General features: G+C 67.8%; 18 protein-coding genes. 6 read left to right on the top strand and 12 right to left on the bottom strand.

The annotated features are described in order from the left end of the window. The first annotated feature begins 131 nt into the window (after positions 1–131). Both nifJ and TBD_RS12385 read left to right on the top strand, forming a co-directional pair. Positions 132–3,734, top strand: coding sequence for a pyruvate:ferredoxin (flavodoxin) oxidoreductase (nifJ, locus tag TBD_RS12390; RefSeq protein ID WP_049750257.1), 3,603 nt, complete (start codon positions 132–134; stop codon positions 3,732–3,734). 1 nt (position 3,735) lies between these two features. Further along, positions 3,736–4,746, top strand: coding sequence for a dihydroorotate dehydrogenase-like protein (locus tag TBD_RS12385; RefSeq protein WP_011312979.1), 1,011 nt, complete (start codon positions 3,736–3,738; stop codon positions 4,744–4,746). Between the two features lie 75 nt (positions 4,747–4,821). Here TBD_RS12385 and TBD_RS14360 read toward each other — a convergent pair whose 3' ends face one another. The 11 genes from TBD_RS14360 to dusB form a co-directional block, all read right to left on the bottom strand. After that, on the bottom strand, positions 4,822–5,643 hold the full coding sequence (locus tag TBD_RS14360; RefSeq protein ID WP_011312978.1) for an FRG domain-containing protein: 822 nt from the start codon (positions 5,641–5,643) through the stop codon (positions 4,822–4,824). 44 nt (positions 5,644–5,687) lie between these two features. Further along, positions 5,688–5,990 carry an encapsulin-associated ferritin-like protein gene (locus TBD_RS12375; protein ID WP_011312977.1) on the bottom strand — a complete coding sequence of 101 codons (303 nt, stop codon included), beginning with the start codon at positions 5,988–5,990 and terminating at the stop codon, positions 5,688–5,690. A gap of 69 nt (positions 5,991–6,059) precedes the next feature. Continuing rightward, positions 6,060–6,725: a response regulator gene (locus TBD_RS12370; protein ID WP_011312976.1), complete on the bottom strand. Its 666-nt coding sequence runs from the start codon at positions 6,723–6,725 to the stop codon at positions 6,060–6,062. After that, complete coding sequence (locus TBD_RS12365; RefSeq protein WP_041432764.1) at positions 6,722–7,939, bottom strand: GAF domain-containing sensor histidine kinase; 1,218 nt, start codon at positions 7,937–7,939, stop codon at positions 6,722–6,724. Before TBD_RS12365 ends, TBD_RS12370 begins: the two co-directional genes overlap by 4 nt. A 60-nt stretch (positions 7,940–7,999) precedes the next feature. After that, complete coding sequence (locus tag TBD_RS12360) at positions 8,000–11,287, bottom strand: transglycosylase domain-containing protein (RefSeq protein ID WP_011312974.1); 3,288 nt, start codon at positions 11,285–11,287, stop codon at positions 8,000–8,002. A 2-nt stretch (positions 11,288–11,289) separates the two neighbouring features. Continuing rightward, positions 11,290–12,201: an oxygen-dependent coproporphyrinogen oxidase gene (hemF, locus tag TBD_RS12355; protein ID WP_011312973.1), complete on the bottom strand. Its 912-nt coding sequence runs from the start codon at positions 12,199–12,201 to the stop codon at positions 11,290–11,292. Then, positions 12,201–12,767, bottom strand: a complete 567-nt coding sequence (locus TBD_RS12350) for an L-threonylcarbamoyladenylate synthase (protein WP_011312972.1) — start codon at positions 12,765–12,767, stop codon at positions 12,201–12,203. The genes hemF and TBD_RS12350 overlap by 1 nt, the downstream gene beginning before the upstream one ends. 10 nt (positions 12,768–12,777) lie before the next feature. Next, positions 12,778–14,055, bottom strand: coding sequence for a phosphoribosylamine--glycine ligase (gene purD, locus TBD_RS12345; RefSeq protein WP_011312971.1), 1,278 nt, complete (start codon positions 14,053–14,055; stop codon positions 12,778–12,780). A 111-nt stretch (positions 14,056–14,166) separates the two neighbouring features. Continuing rightward, the gene (purH, locus tag TBD_RS12340) at positions 14,167–15,726 is read right to left on the bottom strand and encodes a bifunctional phosphoribosylaminoimidazolecarboxamide formyltransferase/IMP cyclohydrolase (RefSeq protein WP_011312970.1); all 1,560 of its coding nucleotides are present in this window, start codon (positions 15,724–15,726) and stop codon (positions 14,167–14,169) included. Positions 15,727–15,733: 7 nt separating this feature from the next. Next, complete coding sequence (locus tag TBD_RS12335; protein ID WP_011312969.1) at positions 15,734–15,973, bottom strand: helix-turn-helix domain-containing protein; 240 nt, start codon at positions 15,971–15,973, stop codon at positions 15,734–15,736. A 13-nt stretch (positions 15,974–15,986) separates the two neighbouring features. Further along, entirely contained in the window at positions 15,987–17,039 is a 1,053-nt protein-coding gene (gene dusB / locus TBD_RS12330; protein ID WP_011312968.1) for a tRNA dihydrouridine synthase DusB, read from the bottom strand. Positions 17,040–17,164: 125 nt separating this feature from the next. On the opposite strand from dusB, the gene mscL reads away from it, so the two are divergent. Both mscL and TBD_RS12320 read left to right on the top strand, forming a co-directional pair. Then, positions 17,165–17,590 carry a large conductance mechanosensitive channel protein MscL gene (mscL, locus tag TBD_RS12325; protein ID WP_011312967.1) on the top strand — a complete coding sequence of 142 codons (426 nt, stop codon included), beginning with the start codon at positions 17,165–17,167 and terminating at the stop codon, positions 17,588–17,590. Between the two features lie 116 nt (positions 17,591–17,706). Further along, positions 17,707–18,915: an OmpA family protein gene (locus tag TBD_RS12320; protein ID WP_011312966.1), complete on the top strand. Its 1,209-nt coding sequence runs from the start codon at positions 17,707–17,709 to the stop codon at positions 18,913–18,915. 64 nt (positions 18,916–18,979) lie between these two features. On the opposite strand, the gene polA is transcribed toward TBD_RS12320, so the two are convergent. Continuing rightward, positions 18,980–21,703 (bottom strand): DNA polymerase I, encoded by a 2,724-nt coding sequence (gene polA, locus TBD_RS12315; protein ID WP_011312965.1) that lies wholly within the window; start codon positions 21,701–21,703, stop codon positions 18,980–18,982. A 14-nt stretch (positions 21,704–21,717) separates the two neighbouring features. On the opposite strand from polA, the gene TBD_RS12310 reads away from it, so the two are divergent. Together TBD_RS12310 and TBD_RS12305 are read left to right on the top strand one after the other, a co-directional pair. Then, positions 21,718–22,446 (top strand): TIGR00730 family Rossman fold protein, encoded by a 729-nt coding sequence (locus tag TBD_RS12310; protein WP_011312964.1) that lies wholly within the window; start codon positions 21,718–21,720, stop codon positions 22,444–22,446. 41 nt (positions 22,447–22,487) lie between these two features. Beyond that, on the top strand, positions 22,488–22,811 hold the full coding sequence (locus TBD_RS12305) for a DUF2782 domain-containing protein (protein ID WP_011312963.1): 324 nt from the start codon (positions 22,488–22,490) through the stop codon (positions 22,809–22,811). Positions 22,812–22,938: the final 127 nt, after the last annotated feature.

Raw genomic sequence — 22,938 nt, 5'->3', positions numbered from 1 at the left:
GACCCTTTCGTCGAGGTCGTCCGAGTGTACCGGATGCAACGCGGGCGCCGCCGCCCCCGCGCCGGCAAGGGTGGTTCATTTCCGCGGCAGGTCTACAATAAAGGATTAGTTTGTCCTATAAAGAGTTTGCCATGAGTCACGCGCTCACGATCGACGGCAACGAGGCGGTCGCGCGCATCGCCTACCTCGCCAACGAGGTGATCGCGATCTATCCGATCACCCCCGCGTCGAGCATGGGGGAATGGGCCGACGAGTGGGCCGCGCAGGCCCGCACCAACCTGTGGGGCGCGGTCCCCAAGATCATCGAGATGCAGTCCGAGGGCGGGGCGGCCGGGGCGCTGCACGGTGCGCTGACCTCGGGGGCGCTGGCGACGAGCTTCACCGCCAGCCAGGGGCTGCTGCTCATGATCCCTAACCTATACAAGCTCGCCGGCGAACTGACGCCCTTCGTGCTGCACGTCGCGGCGCGGGCGATCGCGACCCACGCGCTGTCGATCTTCGGCGACCACTCGGATGTCATGGCGTGTCGCGCGACCGGCTGCGCCTTGCTCGCGTCGAATTCGCCGCAGGAGGCCCAGGACTTCGCGGTCATCGCCCAGGCCGCGACGCTCGCCGGCCGCATTCCGGTGATCCATTTCTTCGACGGCTTCCGCACCTCGCACGAGGTCGCGAAACTCGTCGCGGTGGACCCCGAGACCCTGCGCGCGATGCTCGACCCCGCGCACATCGCCGCGCACCGCGCGCGCGCCTTGTCGCCCGAGCATCCGGTGCTGCGCGGCAGTTCGCAGAATCCCGACGTCTTCTTCCAGTCGCGCGAGCGCGCGAATCCCTACTACGACGCCTTCCCGCAGCACGTGCAGGATGCGATGGACCGCTTCGCCACGCTGACCGGACGGCGCTACCGTCTGTTCGACTACGTCGGCAGCGCGGACGCCGAGCGCGTGATCGTGCTGATGGGCTCGGGCGCGGAGAGCGTGCACGAGACCGTCGACCATCTGTGCGCGCGGGGCGAGAAAGTCGGCGTGCTCAAGGTGCGCCTGTATCGACCGCTGGCGGCGGACGCACTGCTGGCGGCCTTGCCGGCGAGCGTCTCCGGCATCGCCGTGCTCGACCGCACGAAGGAGCCCGGCGCCGACGGTGAGCCGCTCTACAAGGACGTCGTCACGGCGCTCGCGCAGGCGAGTGCCGATGGCATGCGCACGATGCCGCGCGTGATCGGCGGCCGCTATGGGCTCGCGAGCAAGGAATTCACGCCGGGGATGGTCAAGGCGGTCTTCGACGAACTCGGCCGCTCCTCGCCGAAGCCCGCCAAGCCAGGGAAAGACCGGATGCGCGAGTTCACAGTCGGCATCCACGACGACCTGACGCAGCGCTCGTTGCCCTGGGATGCCGAGTTCCGCACCGACGCGTCGCGCACGCTGCAGCACGCGGTGTTCTGGGGGCTCGGCTCGGACGGGACGGTGTCGGCGAACAAGAACTCGATCAAGATCCTCGGCGAGGCCACGCCGCTCGACGCGCAGGGCTACTTTGTCTACGACTCGAAGAAATCGGGCGCGGTCACGGTCTCGCACTTGCGCTTCGGCGCCGGACCGATCCGCTCGGCCTATCTCGTCGAGCCCGGCATGGCCGGCTTCGTCGCCTGCCACCAGCCCGTGTTCGTCGAGCGCTATGAGCTGCTCGCGCACGCCGCACCGGGCGCGGTCTTCCTGCTCAACACCGACGCCGCGCCCGACGCGGTGTGGAACACGCTGCCCGCCGCGATGCGCGCGCAGATTCGCGAAAAAGCGCTGCAGCTCTGGGTCGTCGACGCCTACGCGGTCGCCAACGAGAGCGGAATGGGGCGACGCATCAATACGATCATGCAGACGTGTTTCTTCGCGATCTCCGGCGTCCTGCCGAAGGACGAGGCGATTGCAGCGATCAAGCAGGCGGTCGACAAGACCTACGGCAGAAAGAGCCGCCGCCTCGTGGAACTGAATTACCGCGCGATCGATAGCGCCTTGGGCGCGCTGCACCGGGTCGACATCCCGGCCGCCGATTCCGTCCAGCCGCCGCGCGCGCCCGCCGCCCCGGCGCAAGACCTGCCGGACTTCGTACGCGAGCTCACGCTGCCGCTCTACCACGGCCACGGCGACGGCCTGCCGGTCTCGGCGCTGCCCGCCGACGGGACGTTTCCGCTCGGCACGGCGAAATACGAAAAGCGCAACATCGCCCTCGAGATCCCGGTGTGGGAGCCCGACCTCTGCACGCAGTGCGGCAAGTGCGTCTTTGTCTGCCCGCACACCGCGATTCGTGCGCGCGCGTTTCCCGCCGAGGCCGCGGCCGATGCGCCGCCCGCCTTCAAGCACGTCGCGGCGAAGAGCAAGGAACTGCCTGCCGGCACCCGCGTGAGCTACCAGGTCGCCGCCGAGGACTGCACCGGCTGCGGCGACTGCGTCGAGGCCTGTCCGATCCACGACAAGTCAAACATCGGGCGGCGCGCCGTCAACATGGCGCCGGTCGGGCCGCTGCGCGAGCAGGAGCGCGACAACCTCGCGTTCTTTCTGCGCCTGCCCGAGTTCGACCGCGGCCTGATTAACCCGACGACCATCCCCGGCTCGATGCTGCTCGATTCGCTGTTCGAGTTTTCGGGCGCCTGCGCGGGCTGCGGCGAGACGCCTTACATCCGGCTCGCGACCCAGCTCTTCGGCGACCGCATGCTGATCGCCAACGCGACGGGCTGCTCGTCGATCTACGGCGGCAATCTGCCGAGCACGCCGTACACCGTGAACGGCGCGGGGCGCGGGCCGGCGTGGAGCAATTCACTGTTCGAGGACAACGCCGAGTTCGGCCTCGGCATGCGGCTCGCGGCCGACCAGTTGATGGACTACGCGAAGCAACTGACGCGCGACCTTGCCGGCGCAGTCGGCGGCGACCTCGCGGCCGAACTTGTCGACGCCGACCAGCGCGATGAAGCCGGCATCGTCGCCCAGCGCGCCCGCGTCGCGCGGCTGGGCGAAAAGCTCGCGAAGTCCGCACACCCGCGCGCCGCCGAACTCGCGAGCGTCGCCGAATGGCTGATCCGTCGCTCGGTCTGGATCATCGGCGGCGACGGCTGGGCCTACGACATCGGCTACGGCGGCCTCGACCACGTGCTCGCCTTGCCCTACGACGTCAACATCCTCGTGCTCGATACCGAGGTCTATTCGAATACCGGCGGCCAGACCTCTAAGGCGACGCCGCTCGGCGCCGTCGCCAAGTTCGCGGCCGGTGGCAAGACCACGGCGAAGAAAGACCTCGCCAAGCTCGCGAGCGATTACGGGCACGTCTACGTCGCGACCGTCGCCTACGGCGCCAAGGACGTGCAGACGTTGCGCGCGTTCCGCGAAGCCGAGTCCTACCCGGGACCCTCGCTCATCGTCGCCTACAGTCCCTGCATCGCGCACGGCTACGACATGCTCTACAACCAGCGCCAGCAGGAGCTCGCGGTCAAGAGCGGGCACTGGCCGCTGTTCCGCTTCGACCCGCGCGTTGCCGAGTCGGGCAGCAACCCGTTCAAGCTCGACTCGGCACCGCCGAGCCAGCCGATCCGCGCCTTCATGGAGTCGGAAACGCGCTTCGCGATGCTCGCGCGCAGTCACCCCGAAGCGGCGCAGCGTTTTCTCGCGCAGGCGCAGCAGGACGCCGAGCGCCGCTTCAAGCTGTACCAGGAAATGACGTTAAACCCAGACAATAAACCTCAAGCGGGACCCTGACATGATCGACCTATCCACCGACTACCTCGGCCTGAAACTGAAAAATCCGCTCGTGCCCTCGGCGTCGCCGCTGTCGCGCAACCTCGACAACGCCCTGCGCCTCGAGGACGCGGGTGCGGCGGCGCTCGTGATGTATTCGCTGTTCGAGGAGGAACTGCGGGCGGAAGACGCGATGCTCGACCGCTTTCTGACTTGCCCCGACTTCGGCCACAGCGAAGCGGCCAACTTCCTGCCCAGCGCGCCGTTCGAGGACGGGCTCGAACGCTATGTGTCGCAGCTGCAGAAGCTCAAGGCACGGCTCGGCATCCCCGTCATCGCGAGCCTCAACGGCGTGTCGCGCTCGGGCTGGGTCGAACTCGGCCGTGCGCTCGAGGAGGCCGGCGCCGACGCGCTCGAACTCAACGTCTATCACGTCGCCGCCGAGATGTGGGAGAACGGCGAGGCGGTCGAGGCCCGTTATCTGAGCCTGCTGCGCGATCTGCGTCATGCCGTGAAGCTGCCGATCGTGATGAAGCTGTCGCCGTTCTTCTCGTCGCTGCCGAACTTCGTCAAGCGGCTCGAACACGCGGGGGCGCAGGGGGTCGTGCTATTCAACCGCTTCTATCAGCCCGACATCGACCTTGACACGCTCTGCGTCGTCGACCGCCTGCACCTCTCGTATCCCGACGAAGCGCTCTTGCGCATCCGCTGGCTGTCGATCCTGCACGGGCGCACCGGCCTCACGCTCGCCGCCACCGGCGGCGTCCACAGCCACGACGAAGCGCTCAAGATGCTCCTGGTCGGCGCTGACGTGATTCACCTCGCGTCCTGCCTGCTTCAGCACGGCCCCGCCAGGCTGACGCGGATACTGCAGGACATCGAGCGCTGGATGGGCGAGCGCGACTACGCGTCGGTCGCGCAGCTGAAGGGCAGCATGAGTCAGAAGAACCTGCTCGACCCGGCAGCGATGGCGCGGCTCTCCTATCTGCGCGTGCTCGACAGCTTCTCGCCGCAGCCCGGCGTGTGGTCCTGACGCTGCGCACCTGATGGCTGCGCGCTCGGGGCTCGCGCGTCGGGTCGTGCGGTCGCGTGGACCGCTGGGCAGTCGCTAAAGGTCGCCGCCGCGCAGATAGATGTCGGAGATGGCGATCGTCTCGACCAGGCTGTCTTCCGAACCGAATAGCGAGAACGCGTTGATGTTCATGCGATTGAGCTGCATCAAGGCCTGACGCCGCGCGCTGAGCGGAATCAGGAACTTGCGTATGCGGTCGGCCGGTGAGACGTCGCGAAACGCCTGCTCGTGGCCGATGTAGCCGACGACGCCCGCGTCGTCCGTCCGCGTGCAGAAGGTGTACTGGCTCTGCTGCAGGAAGTGGCGCTTGTCCGAACTCACGTAAGGGCCTTGGCGATGGATGCGCGCGGCGCCCGACGACGCCGTTTTCGCATCCGGCGCATCGCGGTAGGCGTACACCGCGACCGCTTTCGCCCCGGGCAGCGGGTAGCGGAAAGCGAAGAAGGCCGCGACGTAGGGCGACTGCGTCCAGTCGAGCAAGGGCGAGGGAAAGCCGTGGTGCCGCAGGTAGGCGAGGTAGTCGTACGCCGGGTAGTCGTCCAGCGTGGATCCGGCCGCGCCTTCGAGCCACGCCGCGTACGCCTCTTGTGACGGCAGCTCCCAGCGCCTGCCGGTGAAGGCTTCGAGGCGCGGCTTGGCGACCAGCGCGAGCCGGTAATAGTCGGCGAGGCTCAGTGGCCTGGCGAAGAAGCGCTCGAGCGAGGTCTGCAGCGGGTAGTCGGCGTCGCCGTGACCGCGAAACAGATAGCCCGACGCACGCACGTCGCCGCGGGCGTCCTCGACGGCGTTCGCTTCTTCGTCGAGCTTTTTGAGCTGGGCCTCGAAATCGTCCCAGCATGCGAGTGCAACACGCTCCATCGCAGCGTCTCCCGACCGCGCTGCGCGGCGTGTTCATGCACGCGTCAGCTGTCCTTCTTCGCCTCGTGCGCGATCGCCTTGTCGGTGAAGAGGTAGTCCTTCAGTTGTTCGGAAAAGCAGGGGTCGCGCCGGCGGATCCATTCGAGCACCATCGCCGCGTGTTCCTTTTCCTCGTCGCGGTTGTGCGCGAGGATCGCCTTGAGCTCCGGGTCCTTGCAGGCGTCGGCGCGCTGGTTGTACCAGTCGACCGCTTCCAGTTCCTCCATGAGCGAAACAATGGCGCGATGCATGTCGCGCGTTTCGTCGGAGAGTTCGCCGATGGGTTCATGATAGCCAACGCTGGACATCCGGTATCTCCTGTTGTGACTGCGATGAATCTCGGGGCCGGCCGCGCTTGCGCACGGCCGCGCGCACGCTTACCGGCCGTCGCTGCGGCTGCCCGGTGCGACCTTGTGTTCGACCGCGAATACGGCGGCCTCGACGCGCGACGACAGATTGAGCTTGGCGAGGATGTGGCGCACGTGCAGCTTGACCGTGTCGTGGCTGATGTCGAGGGTGCGCGCGATCGCCTTGTTGCTCTCGCCGCGTGACAGATGCGAGAGGATCTCGCGTTCGCGCGGGGTCAGCGCGTCGAGCAGGGAACCGGCGTCCTGGCCCTTCTGGTCGTAGAGCTTGACCAGCTTCGCGGTCATCGCGGGCGCGACGACGGTCTCGCCGCGCTGCGCGCGCAGGATCGCGTCGACGACCTCGTCGGGTTCCATGCTTTTCAGCAGATAGCCGTTCGCGCCGGCGCGTAGCGCGCGCGCGAGGTCGTCTTCGGTTTCCGACAGCGTCAGGATCAGGATCGGCAGCGCGAAGCCCGCGTTGCGCAACTGTTGCATCAGCGTGATGCCGTCGGTCCCGGGCATGTTGAGATCGAGGATGAGGACGTCGGGGCGATGGGCCTTAAGCAGCATCGCGACCTCGTCGGGGTTGCCCGTGAAGGCGGTGACCTCGATTTCGCCGCTCTGTTCGAGCAGCTCGGCGAGCCCCTTGCGGAACAGCGTGTGATCGTCGACGAGGATGATGCGGGTCAGGCTCATGCGGCGTGCTCGCTGTTTTGGTGGGAGGCGGCGCGCTGCGGAAAGACCAGACGCACGACCGTGCCGCCGGCGGGTCGCGACTCGACGACGAGCTTGCCGTTCAGTCGCGCAGCGCGTTCGCGCATGATCGTGAGGCCGAAGCTCTTGCCCAGGGTCGACGACTCGTCGTGCTTCTTCTGCACGCCGACGCCGTCGTCGGCGACGTTGACGATGTACTGCCCGTTCTCGAGGTCGAAGGTGATGACGACGTGGCGCGCCCGCGCGTGCTTGGCGATGTTGTAGAGCGATTCCTGGATGATGTGGAAGACCTGGATTTCCTCGTCGGGCGTCAGCGTGACGTCCTGCACCAGGTTGAGGAAATCGACATCGGCATTGGCCTTCTTGCGGAAGCCCTTGGCGAGCTCCTGGATCGCGGGCACCAGCCCGCGCGGGTTGATGCGATCGCGGTACTGGGTGATGAGGTCGCGCAGGTCGGCGTAGGCGAGGTCGACCGCCTCCTCGACGTCGCCGAGGAAGCGGTTGGCCTTGGCGTAGTCCTCGTGCCGCATCGCGTCGGACAGCACGGTCAGCCGCATCTTGGCGTAGGCGAGTGTCTGCGCGAGCGAATCGTGGATCTGGTTGGCCAGCATCTGCCGCTCGTTCATGAGCGAAATGCGCATGTTCTCGCGGGTCAGCCGCGCATTCTCGAGCGCGATGCCGAGATGCTCGCTGATCGAGCGAAACAGCAGGCGGACGTCCTCGGGGACGACGTGGCCTTCTTCGAGGAAAAGGTTGTAGACGCCCATGACCTGGTTCTTGTGCATCAGCGGCACGGCGACGACCGTGCTGCACGTACCGCTGAAGTAGGGATCGTTGGCCTGGCGCTTGCAGTACGCGACGTTGTTCCAGCTGCTGACCGAGACCTCGCGCGCCGCCTTGCCGCAGACCCCGCAGTCGACGCTGACGAGGTGCTCGTGCTCGACCAGGTCGGGTGGCAGGCCGACCGAGGCGATCAGGCGCAGGTGGGTGCGGTCGTCGGTGATCACGCGCACGGCCCCGCCCTGAGCGCCGGCAAGGCGGATCATCGTCGAGAGGAATCGTCCGAGCAGCTGTTCGACGTTGGCGTCGGTCGACAGGCTGGTCGTGATTTCCGAAAGGACGCGCAGCGCCGGGATGCTGACCTCGGCAGCGTCGCGCGCGGGGTGTTGGACGAGGGGATGGGTGTTGTCTTTCATCAGGCGATCTGCTGCGGAGACTTTCAGCATATTCCCATTCGCATATGAAGCCAAACGCCGTCAGGGCGCCGGCGTCGGCGCCGCCGGCGTGGCCGGGACGGGGACGACGACGCTCGGTTCGAGGTCCTCGGGGAAGCCACCCTCGGCCTTCGGTTCCTTGGCCGGCGGATCGGCTTGGCTCGTCGCGCCGTCCGGTTTTTCCGTCACCGGCGCGCGCGGCTTGGTGGGCTCGGCCGGCACTGGCGCGGGTAGCGGCGCGGGGGCAGGCGCTTCGGGCGTCGCCGGTGCAGCGGGCACGGCCGGCGCTTCCGCCGGGGGCCCGGCTTCCTGCTTCGGCGCCGGCGCCAGCGGGTAGAGATGGGGCTGCAGCTGCGGCAGCAGGTTCTTGAGGATTTGCGCGGTGAGCGAGCTGGTGAAGCCGAATTGCCCGGCCTGCTCGCCCGGAACGAGCGCGGTCAGCGTGCCGAAATAACGGTCGCCGAGATAGAAGGCGAAGGTGGCGGTGCGGTTGACGACGCGTGATTCGAGCAGTTCGCCGCCGCGGCCGAAACGCTCGAAGCGGTGGTCGCCGGTGCCGGTCTTGCCGCCGATGGTCAGCGGCTTGCCGTCGGCTGTCTTGAGCGCGCCGGCGAGCCGTGCCGCCGTTCCGCCTTCGACGACGAGCGCCAATGCACGGCGCACGGTGCGCGCGACCTCGGCCGGCAGCAGCCGCTCGCGCGCGGTCGCGCGGCGCGACAGCCGGGTCTCATAGGGCGTGTCGGCGGCGAAATGCAGGCCGGTGACGCTCACGCTGCCGGCGCGCACGCCGTCGTTGAGGAGAATGCCCATCAGTTCGGCGAGCGCGGCGGGGCGGTCGCCGGAACTGCCGATCGCGGTCGCGTACGACGGCGTGATGTTGTCGAAGGGGTAGCCGAGACGCTTCCAGTCGTTCAGCAGGCCGTCGAAGGCTTCGACTTCGAGCAGGGACTGGATGCGGATGTCCTGCGCGTTCTTGCGGCTGGTCTTGAACAGCCAGTTGTAGACTTCGCGGCGCGCCGCCGCGCCTTGTTCGTACAAGGCCTCGAGGTCGGTCGCCGGCGCGCTGCGCAGCGTTTTCACGACCCACAGCTCGAGCGGGTGGATCTGCGTGACGTAGCCGCGGTCGGCGAGGTTGTAGGCTTCGGGCGCATGCGCTTCGTAGAGCGCCTCGAGCGTCTTCTCGTTCGGTATCGTCGCGGCCGGCAGCTGCTTTTTCAGTTCCGCGGCGTAGGCGGCGAAGTTCGCCTGCGGATTCAGGTAGCGGAAGGCCGAGGTGAAGCGGCGCGGGTTGCCGTCGACGCGGTCGTAGAGGTCGTCGGCCATTTCGGCCGCGGTCTGGCGCTTGTGGCGCTGGTAGAAGCGGTTGATGAAGACGCGCCCCTCCTGGTCGACGAAGCGCATCAGGTAGGTGTTGCGCATCGGGTTGCTGGCGTCGTCGAGGATGCGCGCGGCGGCGCCGGGCGAGGCGCTCGCGTAGTGCCGCACGATGTCGCGCATGATGCGGATGTAGACGAGGTTGACCGAGTTGCGCGTCGCCTCCCACACATCCATCACGCGGCTGTTGTCCTTGGGGTCGAAGTTGGCGAAGTTGTGCAGGCCGCCTCCGGTGAAGAAGGTCTCGGGCGACGCGGAGTAGGAGCGGGCCATCGCCGCATCGAGGGTGACCGCGAGCGCTTCCTCGCGATTGGCCAGCAGCCGCGCGGCGACCCATTGCGACAGGGCGTCGCGCTGCGGTCGCGCCTTGGCCACGAGCGCCGGCCGCTCGAGCGAGCGGTAAGCGTCGTGCAGCCGCGCGACGATTTCGAGATAGGTGACGAGCGTGCGCAGCTTGGCGGTCGAGCCGAGGTCGAGACGCGCCTGGCTGTTGATGTCGAAGGGCTGGTTGAGATTGTCGGCCTGGATGCGCAGCAGGTTTCCTGTCGGCGCTTTTTCGTACAGCGTGAAACTGTAGATCACGTTCTCGATCGGATTTTCCGGGCGCAGCAGGCGATGGCCCATCAGACCCGCGGCCGCCGCGGCGCTCGGTCGCGCCAGGCTTTGCAGATAGCCGCTGACGACTTTCTGCGCCGGCTGGTTGATCGTCGTGTCGACCGTGAGATCGAGCCGGTCGAGGTCGTACAGCCGTTCTTCGCCGAGCAGTTGCGCGACCCGGATGCGTTGCGCGTTGGTCGCTTTCTGGTCGACGAAGCGCGGCGCGGGCGGGTCGATCCGCTGGCGCGTGCTGCGCAGTTTGACCGCCTTGGCGCGCTCGGCGAGCGGGCGCGGGATCAGGCCGGCGCCGACGAGGAGTTCGAGGTGATCGTCGGTCGCAGCGTCAAGCGCCTTGCGGTTGGCGGCGAGGTAATACGAGGGCCGCCGTTCGGCGACGACGAGCGAGAGCACGTGCTTGAGCGCGCTCGCGTAGGCGGCATCCGTGGCGGCATTTTTTTTCGCGCGCCCGTTCCTGGCCGCGGGGCCTTGTTTGAGCGTGCGATTGATCGTGGCGAAGTCGAGGCCGTACCACGCCCAGAGCCCGTCGCCGACCCCGCTGACCTCGCCGAATCCCGGCGCCGCCGCGAGCGGGACGGTATTGAGGTAGGCCATGACCGTCTTCTTGCGCATCGGCAGCGTGTTCGGCCCGTCGAGGTAGGCGCGCACGCTCGCCGTCCCCATCTGCCGCAGTTTCTCGCCCATGCTCGAGGTCATTCCCTCGGGGGAATGGCGATACTTCTCGATCTGTGTGGGCAGTGTGCTGCCCCCCGGCACGTTGCGGCCCGGATCGATCAGGCTGATGCCTTTCTCGAGCAGGGCCTGGGCGAGGCGATCCCATTCGACGGCCGGGTTGCGGGTCGGGAACTGCTCGGTCAAGAGTTCGCGATTCTCGATGTGCAGCAGCGCATTGACGAGGATCGGCGGGATGTCCTCGAAGCGCGCGTACACCCGCGTCGGGTGCTTGCCCTGATAGAGTCGCTTGCCGTCGCTGTCGCGCAGCATCAGGCCAGCCTGATCCTTCTCGTGATAGGGCAGGAAGAGGCCGAGATCCTTCGCCCGCGCCATCTGTACGCTGATCTTGGCCTGGGCGTCGACCTGCCAGCCGGCGGCTTCGAGCCGCGGCAGGTACTGCGGCAGTTTGCTGTAGCCGAGGCGCACGTCGTAGGGACCGTCGCCCGGGTAGCGGATGCGTTCCGACGGCCCCGGCTCGACCCGCCAGGTCATCTTCTGCGCCGTCTTGACGAGGTAGCGCGCTTCGACCGCCGACGACACGAGTTCGTAGGCGACGAGCGCGGCGACGAGCAGCAGCAGGAGCAGTATGCCGAGCGCGGCGAGAATGCGGCGCGGGATCTTGCGCATCGTCAGACCCAGTCGCACGCCGGCAGGAACGCGGTGTAAAGCTCGGCCTCGGGCGTGCCGGGCGCGGGCTGCCAGTCGTAGCGCCACTTCACGAGCGGCGGCAGCGACATCAGGATCGACTCGGTGCGCCCGCCCGACTGCAGGCCGAACAGGGTGCCGCGGTCGAGCACGAGATTGAATTCGACGTAGCGGCCGCGGCGGTAGGCCTGGAAATCGCGTTCGCGCTCGCCGTAGGCGATGTCCTTGCGGCGTTCCAGGATCGGCAGGTAGGCGTCGATGAAGGCGTCGCCGACGCTCCGCGTCATCGCGAAGGCGTGATCGAAACCGCCTTCGGAAAAGTCGTCGAAGAAGATGCCGCCCACCCCGCGCGCCTCGTTGCGATGTTTGAGGAAGAAGTAACGGTCGCACCAGTCCTTGAAGCGCGCATGCAGCCCGGGCCCGAACGGATCGAGCGCGCTCTTGCAGGCGAGGTGGAAGTGGCGGGCATCCTGTTCGAAGCCGTAATACGGGGTCAGGTCCATGCCGCCGCCGAACCACCATACCGGTGCTTCACCGTCCTTGAGCGCGGAGAAGCAGCGCACGTTCATGTGGACCGTCGGCACGTAGGGGTTGCGCGGGTGCAAGACCAGCGAGACGCCCATTGCCTCCCAGCGGCGCCCGGCGAGTTCGGGGCGGTGCGCGCTGGCCGAAGGCGGCAGCTGGACGCCGGTGACGTGCGAGAAATTGACGCCGCCGCGCTCGAGCACGTTGCCTTCCTCGATCAGCCGCGAAATCCCGCCGCCGCCCTCCGGGCGATCCCAGGAATCGGTACGGAAGGGCAGGCCGTCGGCGGCTTCGAGCGCGGCGACGATGCGCGACTGCAGGTCGAGCAGCCAGGTTTTGACGGCGGAGGGATCGCAGGCGGTGACAGACATCAGGCTCGAAGGATTTTTCCGGTGGCAAGGTCGATGAGCGTCGACGGGCGGCGGCGTGTGCCGATGCGTCCGTCGACGACGCGCACGCGCGCGCCGAACATTCTGCGACATTGCGCCGCAGTTTTGGCAGGCGTGTGGCCGCTTTTGTTGGCGCTCGTCGAGACCAGCGCGGTGCCGAGGCTGCGGCAGAGCGCTGCGGCGGGCCGGTGAGCGGTCACGCGGACCGCGACGGTCGTACGCCCGCCGGTCAGTTCGGGCGGACAGCGGCGCGACGCCGGGACGACCCAGGTCACCGGGCCCGGCCAGCTGCGGCGCATGCGCGCGCGGCCCGTCGGGCTCAGTGCGCCGACGAAAGGCTGCAGGCGCCGGTAGCGGTCCGCGATCAGCAGCATGCCCTTGCCGGCGTCGCGGCCCTTGAGGCGAATGAGCCGGCGCAGCGCCGCGGCGTTGCGCGGATCGCAGCCGAGGCCGTAGCACGATTCGGTCGGATACGCGATCACGCCGCCGCGCCTGAGGTAGGCGTGCAGACCCGGCTGCGCCCCTTCCCGGCTTTCCGCGGTGCTCACGCCCGGGGACTCACTTCTTGCTGCGGTCGAGCGCGCGCCAGCCGATGTCGCGACGGAATTGCATGCCGTCGAAGTGGATCGCGGCGACCGCGTCGTAGGCGCGCTTCTGCGCCATGCGCACGCTGTCGCCGAGCGCGGTCACGGCAAGGACGCGGCCGCCGCTCACGACCGTGCGGCCGTCCTGCGCCGAGGTGCCGGCGTGGAAGATCCGCAGATCCTCGGCCGCGTCGGGCAGGGCGGCGAGCGGCGCACCCTTCTGCGGGCTGTCGGGATAGCCGGCTGCGGCGAGCACGACGGCGAGCGCGGTGCGGCGGTCCCACTCGGCGTCGACCTGATCGAGCCGACCCGTGACGGCGGCCTCGAGCAATGCGACGAGATCGGACTTCAAGCGCATCATGATCGGCTGGGTTTCCGGGTCGCCCATGCGGCAGTTGAATTCGAGCACCTTCGGGCTGCCGTCGGCCGCGACCATGATGCCGGCGTAGAGGAAGCCCGTGTAGCGGATGCCGTCGGCCGCCATGCCCTCGACGGTCGGCACGATGACCTCGCGCATGATGCGCGCATGGAGCTGCGGCGTGACCACGGGCGCGGGCGAGTAGGCGCCCATGCCGCCCGTGTTGGGGCCCTGGTCGCCGTCCTGCAGGCGCTTGTGGTCCTGGCTCGACGCGAGCGGCAGCACGTGCTCGCCGTCGACCAGAACGATGAAGCTCGCTTCCTCGCCGACGAGGCATTCCTCGATCACGACGCGATGGCCAGCTTCGCCCATGCTGTTGCCGGCGAGCATGGCATCGACCGCGGCGTGCGCCTCGTCGGCCGTCGCTGCGACGACGACCCCCTTACCCGCGGCGAGGCCATCGGCCTTGACGACGATCGGCGCGCCCTGGGCGTCGATATAGACGTGCGCCGCGGCCGCGTCGCTAAAGGTCGCGAATGCCGCGGTCGGAATGCGATGGCGCGCCATGAACTGCTTGGCGAAATCCTTCGACGACTCGAGCTGGGCGGCGGCCTGGGTCGGCCCGAAAATCTTCCGCCCGGCGGCGCGGAAGGCATCGACGACGCCCGCCGCGAGCGGCGCTTCGGGACCGACGACGGTCAGTCCGATGTCTTCGCGCGACGCGAAGTCGAGGAGTTCGGCGGTCGCTGAAATCGGCACGTTGACGACGCCTTCCTCACGCGCCGTCCCGCCGTTCCCGGGCGCGACGAAGACGCGCGACACTTTGGGCGATTGCGCGAGCTTCCAGGCGAGTGCGTGTTCGCGTCCGCCGGATCCGATGACGAGGATTTTCATAGAGGGGTCAGGGGTCGGGATTCAGGGGTCAAGGAGAGGTCAGGTGGAGTGGATTCGGAAAATGGCGGCCTCGGGCGCATTCCCTGATCCCTGAAACCTGACCTCTGATTCCTAGTGACGGAAATGCCGCGTGCCGGTGAACACCATCGCGAGACCGTGCTCGTTCGCCGCGGCGATGACCTCGTCGTCGCGCATCGAGCCGCCGGGCTGGATTACGGCCTTGATGCCCGCCGCCGCGGCCTGGTCGATGCCGTCGCGGAAAGGGAAGAAGGCGTCCGACGCCATGACCGAGCCTGGCACGACGAGCCCGGCGTGCTCGGCCTTGATCGCGGCGATGCGCGCCGAGTTGACGCGGCTCATCTGGCCGGCGCCGACGCCGATGGTCATGCGGTCCTTCGCGTAGACGATCGCGTTCGACTTGACGAACTTGGCGACGCGCCAGGCGAACAGGAGGTCGTCCATTTCCTTGTCGGTTGGGGCGCGTTGGGTGACGACCTTGAGCTCGGCGTTGAGCAAAACGTCGGCATCCTGCACCAGGAGGCCGCCGGCGACGCGCTTCATGTCGAGCTGGGCGACGCTGCCTGTCCACTGGCCGCATTCGAGCAGGCGCACGTTCTTCTTGGCGGCGACCGCGGCCGAGGCTTCCGGGCTCACTGCGGGGGCGATGATGACCTCGACGAACTGGCGTTCGACGATCGCCGCGGCGGTCGCGCCGTCGAGCCGGCCGTTGAAGGCGATGATGCCGCCGAACGCGGATTCGGGGTCGGTCGCGTAGGCGCGGTCGTAGGCTTCCATGAGGCTCGTGCCGTACGCGACGCCGCACGGGTTCGCGTGCTTGACGATGACGCAGGCGGGCGCGGCGTCGAACTGCTTGATGCACTCGAGCGCGGCGTCGGTGTCGGCAATGTTGTTGTAGGAAAGCTCCTTGCCCTGGATCTGGCGCGCGGTGGCGATCGTGCCGGCCGGCGCGTCGGATTCCACGTAGAAGGCGCCGGCCTGATGCGGGTTCTCGCCGTAGCGGCAGATCTGCGCGCGCGTGAACTGCAGGTTCAGTTTCTCGCCGAAGGTCTCGCGCTCGTTGGCGTCGTTGAGCGACGTCAGGTAGTTGCTGATCGCGCCGTCGTATTCCGCGGTGTGGCTGAAGGCCTTCTTGGCGAGCGTGAAGCGGGTCGCGTCGGTCAGCGCGCCGGCGTTGGCCTGCATTTCGACGACGAGCGCCGGGTAGTCGGCCGGGTCGGTGACGATCGCGACGAAGCGGTAGTTTTTCGCCGACGAACGCACCATCGCCGGCCCGCCGATGTCGATGTTCTCGATCGCGTCGTCGAGGGTATGCGGCTTGGAAACCGTGGCGACGAAGGGATAGAGATTCACGCACACGAGGTCGATGTAGCCCAGGCTGTGCGTGTCCATCGTCGCGACATGGTCGTCGAGATCGCGGCGCGCGAGGATGCCGCCGTGCACCTTCGGGTGCAGGGTCTTGACGCGCCCGTCGAGCATTTCGGGAAAGCCGGTGTATTCGCTGACGTCGATGACCGCGAGGCCGGCGTCGCGCAGGGTCTTGGCGGTGCCGCCCGTGGACAGCAGTTCGACGCCGGCAGTGGCGAGCGCGCGGGCGAAATCGACGAGGCCGGTTTTATCCGACACGGAAAGCAGGGCACGTTTGATCGTCATGGAAGGGTCAGTCAGAGAGGCCGTGTTCGCGCATTTTCTTGCGCAGCGTATTGCGGTTGATGCCGAGCATTTCGGCGGCGCGGGTCTGGTTGCCCTCGGCGCGGTCGAGGATGTAGGCCAGGAGCGGTTTTTCGACCGCGCTCACCACCATGCCGTAGATCTCGCTCGGGATTTCGCCGTCGAGGTCCTTGAAATAGCGGTTGAGCGACCGCCGCACGCAGGCGGCGATTTCGTTTTCTTCTATCATTTTGAAGTTCCCCTTATGCCGCGAGCCGTGAGGCCGGCAGCAGGTCGTCCGCGTTATTGTTGTCTTGGCCGGCTTCGTAGCGGAGGCGGACGTCCGCGCGCGCCGCCTGGGCGAAATAGTCGTTGACGACGGCAAGCTGCTCGGCGACCGAGTCGAGCCGGTTCATGGCGTGGCGAAAAGCGCTGCTGCCGACGAGCCCGCGCGTGTACCAGGAGATGTGCTTGCGCGCGACGCGCACCCCGGTGACTTCGCCGTAGAAGCCGTAGAGGTCGTGGAGGTGATCGAGCAGCACGCGGTGGATTTCGGCCACTTCAGGCTGCGGCAGGTGTTCGCCGGTGCGCAGGTAATGCTCGATCTCGCGGAAGATCCAGGGCCGCCCCTGGGCGGCGCGGCCGATCATGACCGCGTCGGCGCCCGTGTGTTCGAGCACGTGGCGCGCTTTTTCCGGGGTCGTGATGTCACCGTTGGCGATGACCGGAATCCGCGCCGCGGCCTTCACCGCGCGGATCGTGTCGTATTCGGCCTCGCCCGAGTAGCCGCAGGCGCGTGTGCGGCCGTGGATCGCGAGCGCCTTTACGCCGGCGTTCTCGGCGATCCCGAGGATGGCGAGTGCGTTGCGGTGTTCGCGATCCCAGCCGGTGCGGATCTTCAGCGTCACCGGCAGCTCGGGCACGGCCGCGACGACGGCGTCGAGGATGCGTCCGACGAGCGCCTCGTCCTGCAGCAGCGCCGAGCCGGCCATCACGTTGCAGACCTTCTTCGCCGGGCACCCCATGTTGATGTCGATGATCTGGGCGCCGCGGTCGGCGTTGTGGCGCGCCGCCTCGGCCATCATCCGCGGATCGGCGCCGGCGATCTGGACGCTGATCGGGTCGACCTCGCCTTCGTGGTTGGCGCGCCGCGCCGTCTTGGCCGAGCCGTACAGCAGCGAGTTCGACGTCACCATTTCCGAGACCGCCATGCCCGCGCCGAGCTTCTTGCACAGCTGGCGAAACGGCCGATCGGTCACGCCGGCCATCGGGGCGACGATCAGGCGGTTTTTCAGGAGGTGGGAACCGATGCGCATAAGGGCTGGAATTTTACTCCCGTCGCCGGGACCCACCAAGCCGGCAAAAATTACCGCTGTACGCCCGGCCCGTTGGCCGGCAGGCTACTATGACCGGATCATCCAGAAACCGGGAAAGGGGAGATATGAGCTTCGCGTCCGAGTTCAAGCAATTCATCGCCAAGGGCAACGCAATGGACCTCGCGGTCGGCGTCATCATCGGCGCCGCGTTCAGCAAGATCGTCGCGTCGATCGTCGACGACCTGATCATGCCGATCGTCGGCGCCGTGTTCGGCGGCTTCGATTTTTCCAACCTCTTCATCGCGCTCGGCAGTGTGCCCGAGGGGGTGGCGTTGACGCTGGCGGAGGTCAGAAAGGCCGGCGTGCCGGTCCTCGCCTACGGGAACTTCGTGACCGTGCTGCTCAATTTCCTGATCCTCGCCCTGATCGTCTTCATCATCGTCAGGCAGATCAACCGCCTCAAGCGGCCGGCGCCCGGGGCCGCGCCGGCGGCGCCGCCCGAAGACATCGTGCTGCTGCGCGAGATTCGTGACGCGTTGAGACAAAAGTAGCGCCCTGAGCCGCGCAAGTGCGGGCAAGTGGCCGGCGCAGCGTGCGCCGGGGCTACAATCGCCGCCGGCTGCTCGCTGTCGGCGAAGCAGGTTTTTTGGTTGTTTGGGTGGATCACATGAAACGAGCACAGGGGGCCTGCCTGCTTGCCGGCCTCGCGCTGCTGGGCGGCGGCCAGGCGGCCGACATGCCGGCGCAGGAAGTCGGTATTTTGTTGGGTGCGGGCTGGGCGGACGATAGTCTCGTCGGCAGCGAGGACGACGCGGCGAACCCGCTGTTCGGCCTGCGCTACAGCCAGCAGCTCGATCGCGATTTCCGGCTGTTCGGCGATTTCGTCTACGGTGCCTACGACAGCGACCGACCGGGGGTCGGCGACGCGAAACTCGCCACGCTGCGTGGCGGCGTCGAGTGGGCGTTCTCCCGCCAACGGCAATACGACTGGTTCCTCGCCGGCGGTCTCGGCCTGATCCGCGCCGAGACCGACGGCGACGTCGACTTCACGCGCCCCGCGGCGTCGTTCGGCGTCGGCCAGAACTGGGCGTTCGGTTCGAACGACGCGCTGCGCTGGGAGCTGCGTGCCGACCGTTCCTTCGGCAACGATGCGCTGCCGGGTGCGGGGTTGACCCAGGTTCAGGTCCTCGTCGGCTATGCCTGGGGCCTCGGCGAGCCGTCCGACGCCGATGGTGACGGCGTGATCGACCGCGTCGAACAATGCCCCGGCACGCCCAAGGGTGCCGCGGTCGATGCGCTGGGCTGTCCGCTCGATTCCGATGCCGACGGGGTGTTCGACGGCCTTGACCGCTGTCCGTCGACCCCGCCCGGCGCCACCGTCGACGCGGCCGGCTGTCCCTCCGACCGCGACGGTGACGGCGTTCCCGACGCGCGCGACAAATGCCCGGCCGAAGCCGGGCGCGGCAGCGCCGACGGCTGCCCGCCGCGGGCGGCGCGTGAAGCCGAACCCGAGCCCGAGCCGCCAAGGCCGTCCATGCCACGGCGGATGACGCTCGACGGCGTGAGCTTTGAGCCCGGCAGCGTGCGTCTGACGCCCGACTCGATCACGATCCTCGACAATGCCGCGGCCTCGCTGAACGCATGGGGTGAAGTCAGGGTCGAGGTCGCCGGTCACACCGACTCGACCCACTCGGCCGCCTTCAACCTCGAGCTCTCGCAGCGCCGGGCCGAGGCCGTGCGGGCCTATCTCGTGAAAAAAGGCGTTCGCGCCGAACGGCTGACCGCCCGCGGCTACGGCGAGTCGCAGCCGGTTGCGGACAACCGCACCGCGGCCGGCCGCGCGCAGAACCGCCGCGTGGAACTCGTGCCGCAGTAGCCACCTGGCTGCTAAAAAAAACGGGCGCTCGCGGCGCCCGTTTTTCATGGGCGAGACAGGACGCTCAGTGCGCCGCTTCCCAGTTGCCGCCGACGCCGACGCCGACCCGCAGCGGTACCTTGAGCGCGGCGACGTCGCACATGTGCGACGGCAGTTCGGCGCGGACGCGTTCGAGCTCGTGTTCAGGCACCTCGAGGATCAGTTCGTCGTGGACCTGCAGCAGTAGGCGCGTGCCGAGTCTTTCGCTGTCGATCCACCGCTGCACTGCGATCATCGCCAGCTTGATGAGGTCGGCGGCCGTGCCCTGCATCGGCGCATTGATCGCGGCGCGTTCGGCGCCTTGTCGGCGTTGCGGATTCCTCGCGTTGATTTCAGGGAGATAGAGGCGGCGGCCGAAGACGGTCTCGACGTAGCCCTGCGCGCGCGCCGATTCGCGGGTGCGCAGCATGTAGTTCGCGACGCCGGGATAGCGCGTGAAGTAACGGTCGATCCACGCCTGCGCGGCGCTGCGCTCGAGATTGAGCTGGCTCGCCAGGCCGAAGGCCGACATGCCGTAGATCAGGCCGAAATTGATGACCTTGGCGATCCGGCGCTGCTCGGCGCTGACCGCGTCGAGCGGGACGCCGAACACCTCGGCGGCGGTCGCGGTGTGGATGTCGAGATCGTTGGCGAAGGCGTGAAGCAGGCCGGCGTCGTCCGATAGATGCGCCATGATCCTGAGCTCGATCTGCGAATAGTCGGCCGAGACGAGCAGGTGGCCGGGCGGCGCGATGAAGGCCTCACGGATGCGGCGCCCTTCCGCCGTCCGCGCCGGGATGTTCTGCAGGTTCGGCTCCACGCTCGCGAGCCGGCCGGTCACCGCGGTCGCCTGCGAATAGCTTGTGTGCAGCCGGCCGGTCAACGGATGCACCATCTGCGGCAGCTTGTCGGTGTAGGTCGACTTCAGTTTGGCGAGTCCGCGGTAGTCGAGGATCGCACGCGCGATCGGGTGGTCGAGTGCGAGCAGTTCGAGCGTTTCCTCGTCGGTCGACGGCGCCCCTCCCGGTGTTTTCTTGAGGATCGGAAGGCCTTTTTGCGCGAACAGAATGTCGCCGATCTGCTTGGGCGAGCCGAGATTGAAAGGCTGGCCCGCTTCCTGGAAGGCGCGTTGCTCGAGTTCGAGCATCTTGCGGCCGAGCTCGCCGCTTTGCGCCGCGAGGAGCGCGCGATCGAGCAGCACGCCCGCGCGTTCCATGCGGAAGAGCACTTCGGAAACCGGGAGCTCGATTTCGCGGTAGACGTATTCGAGTTTCTCCGACGCCGCGATGCGCGCTGCGAGCTGGCCGCGGACGCGCAGCGTGACGTCCGCCTGCTCGGCCGCGTATTCGCCGGCGCGCTCGACCGCGACCTGATCGAAGCCGATGCGCGCCGCGCCCTTGCCGGTGAGTTCGTCGCAGGCGAGCGTCGCGAGCCCGAGATGGCGATTGGCGAGGCTCGCGAGTTCGTGCGGCTGATGCGCTTCGAGCACGTAGGATTGCAGCAGCGTGTCGTCGGCCGCGCCGCCGAGCGCGATGCCGCAGTTGGCGAGCACGTGGCGCGCGTATTTGAGATTCTGGCCGACGATTTTCGCCGCGCGCTCCTCGAGCAGGGGCTTGATTCTGGCGAAAGCCGCGGCGCGCGAGAGCTGCGCCGGCGCGCCGGCGTAATGGTGGCCGAGCGGCAGATACGCAGCCTCGCCTTCGCAGACCGCGAACGCCAGGCCGATCAGTTCGCACTGCAGCGGGCTCGCGCTGCTCGCCTCGACGTCGAGCGCGAAGGCGTCGGCGGTCGCGACCCGCGCGACCCAGGCGTCGAGCTGCGCTTCGCTCAGGATGATCTCGTAGCCGGCGCGGTGCGATCCGCTGCAGTCGGGTTCGGACGAAACGGCCGTCGCCGGCGAGGCGTCGAGTTCGCGCAGCCAGGTACGGAATTCGTAGCGCTCGAACAGCCCGCGCAGGGCGTCGATGTCGCGCGGCTTCAGCACGAGGTCGTCGAAATCGAAGGGCAGCGCGACGTCGGTCTTGATCGTGAGCAGCGCGCGGGCCTGCGGCAGCCAGTCGACGACCGCGCGCAGGTTCTCTCCGACCGCGCCTTTGACCGCGTCGGCGTGGGCGAGCAGGTTGTCGAGCGTGCCGTATTCGGCGAGCCATTTCGCGGCGGTCTTCGGCCCGCATTTGGCGACCCCGGGCACGTTGTCGACCGCGTCGCCGACGAGCGTGAGGTAGTCGATGATGCGGTCGGGCGCCACGCCGAACTTGGCGACGACGCCGGCTTCGTCGAGCGTCTCGAGGCTCATGGTGTTGACGAGCGTGACGTGGCCGTCGACGAGCTGGGCCATGTCCTTGTCGCCGGTCGAGACGATGCTGCGGATGCCTTTTTGTGCGGCGTGGCGCACGAGTGTGCCGATCACGTCGTCCGCCTCGACGCCGTCGATGACGACGAGCGGCCAGCCCTCGGCGCGGATGGCCTCGTGCAGAGGTTCGATCTGGCTGCGCAGATCGTCCGGCATCGCCGGGCGGTTCGCCTTGTACGCAGGATAGAGATCGTCGCGGAAGGTCTTGCCCTTCGCGTCGAACACGCAGGCGATATAATCGGCCGCGTAATCCTTGCGCAGCCTGTGCAGCATGGCGAGAACGCCCTTGATCGCACTGGTCGGTTCGCCCGCCGCGTTGCGCAGGTCCGGCAGCGCATGAAAGGCGCGGTACAGATAGGACGAGCCGTCCACCAACAACAGGGTCTTGCCGGGCTGACTTACACTAGGATCGTTCACGAGGCGCTCGAAAAATGCATTTGGATAAATTGCCCGCAGCGGTTGACCCGGGGCGCACCGCCGAGACCAATTACTCGGCGCGCGAGTCCTGGCGGATGCTCGGGATTATGGCAGAGTTTGTCGAGGCGACTGAGCGGCTCGCCCCGATCCGCCCGGCGGTCTCGATCTTCGGCAGCGCGCGCACGCCGCCCGATCACGCCTACTACACGCTGACCGAGGACATCGCGCGCAAGCTCTCCGATGCCGGGTTCTCCGTGATCTCGGGCGGCGGGCCCGGCATCATGGAAGCGGCGAACAAGGGCGCGTATTTCGGCAAGTCGCCGAGCGTCGGCCTCAACATCCAGCTGCCGCACGAGCAGAGCGCGAATGCCTACCAGGACATCAGCCAGACCTTCCAGCATTTCTTCGCGCGCAAGGTCATGTTCGTCAAGTTCGCTGCGGCCTACGTCGTCATGCCCGGCGGCTACGGCACGCTCGACGAACTGACCGAAGCGCTGACGCTCGTGCAGACCGGCAAGATCCAGCGCATTCCGATCATCCTCGTCGGCTCCTCATTCTGGGGCGGGCTTGCGGAGTGGGTCGGGACCCGTCTCGTGAAGGAGGGGATGGTCTCGGCCGAGGACGTGGAACTGATGCGCGTGCTCGACAAGCCGGAAGAGGTGGTCGACGCGATCTTCAACCATTACGAGAAGCGCGGCTTCATGCCTTCGCCGGCCGAGCGCGAAATCCAGTTCAATCTCTGACGTCATCCGACCCAACCGACCTTCATCTTCCGGAGCCCGCCATGCGCTACCCTGTTCTGCTGTTGACCCTCGTGCTGTGCGGCGCCGCCGTCGCGGCCCCGCCGGACGACCGGCCGCCCGAGCTGGCGCCGGTTCCCGACGGCCCACCCGGGCCGGGCGATGCGCCGGAGGTGACGATCAAGCCCAGCGCCCAAGGGCGGGTCGTCGAATACCGCGCGAACGGCAGGCTGTACATGCTCAAGGTGATTCCCAAGGTCGGCAAGCCCTACTACCTCGTCGACCAGAAGGGTGACGGGCAGTTCGCCCGCCAGGACAGCCTCGATTCCGGCATGCGTCCGCCGATGTGGGTGATCAAGGAGTTCTGATTTCCGTGCGCGGGACGCCGGCGCGCTCGTCCCGGCGCCGCGCGGGCGACGTCTGAACGAGACGTCCGTTCCGGGCCGCGCCGGCTCAGCCCACGCCGCACTCGCTTCGCGCCTCGGGCTGCTGCCC

The sequence above is a fragment of the Thiobacillus denitrificans ATCC 25259 genome, assembly GCF_000012745.1.
In the GTDB taxonomy this organism is placed as follows: Bacteria; Pseudomonadota; Gammaproteobacteria; order Burkholderiales; family Thiobacillaceae; genus Thiobacillus; species Thiobacillus denitrificans_B.
This window is presented reverse-complemented; position numbering and strand designations above follow the sequence as displayed.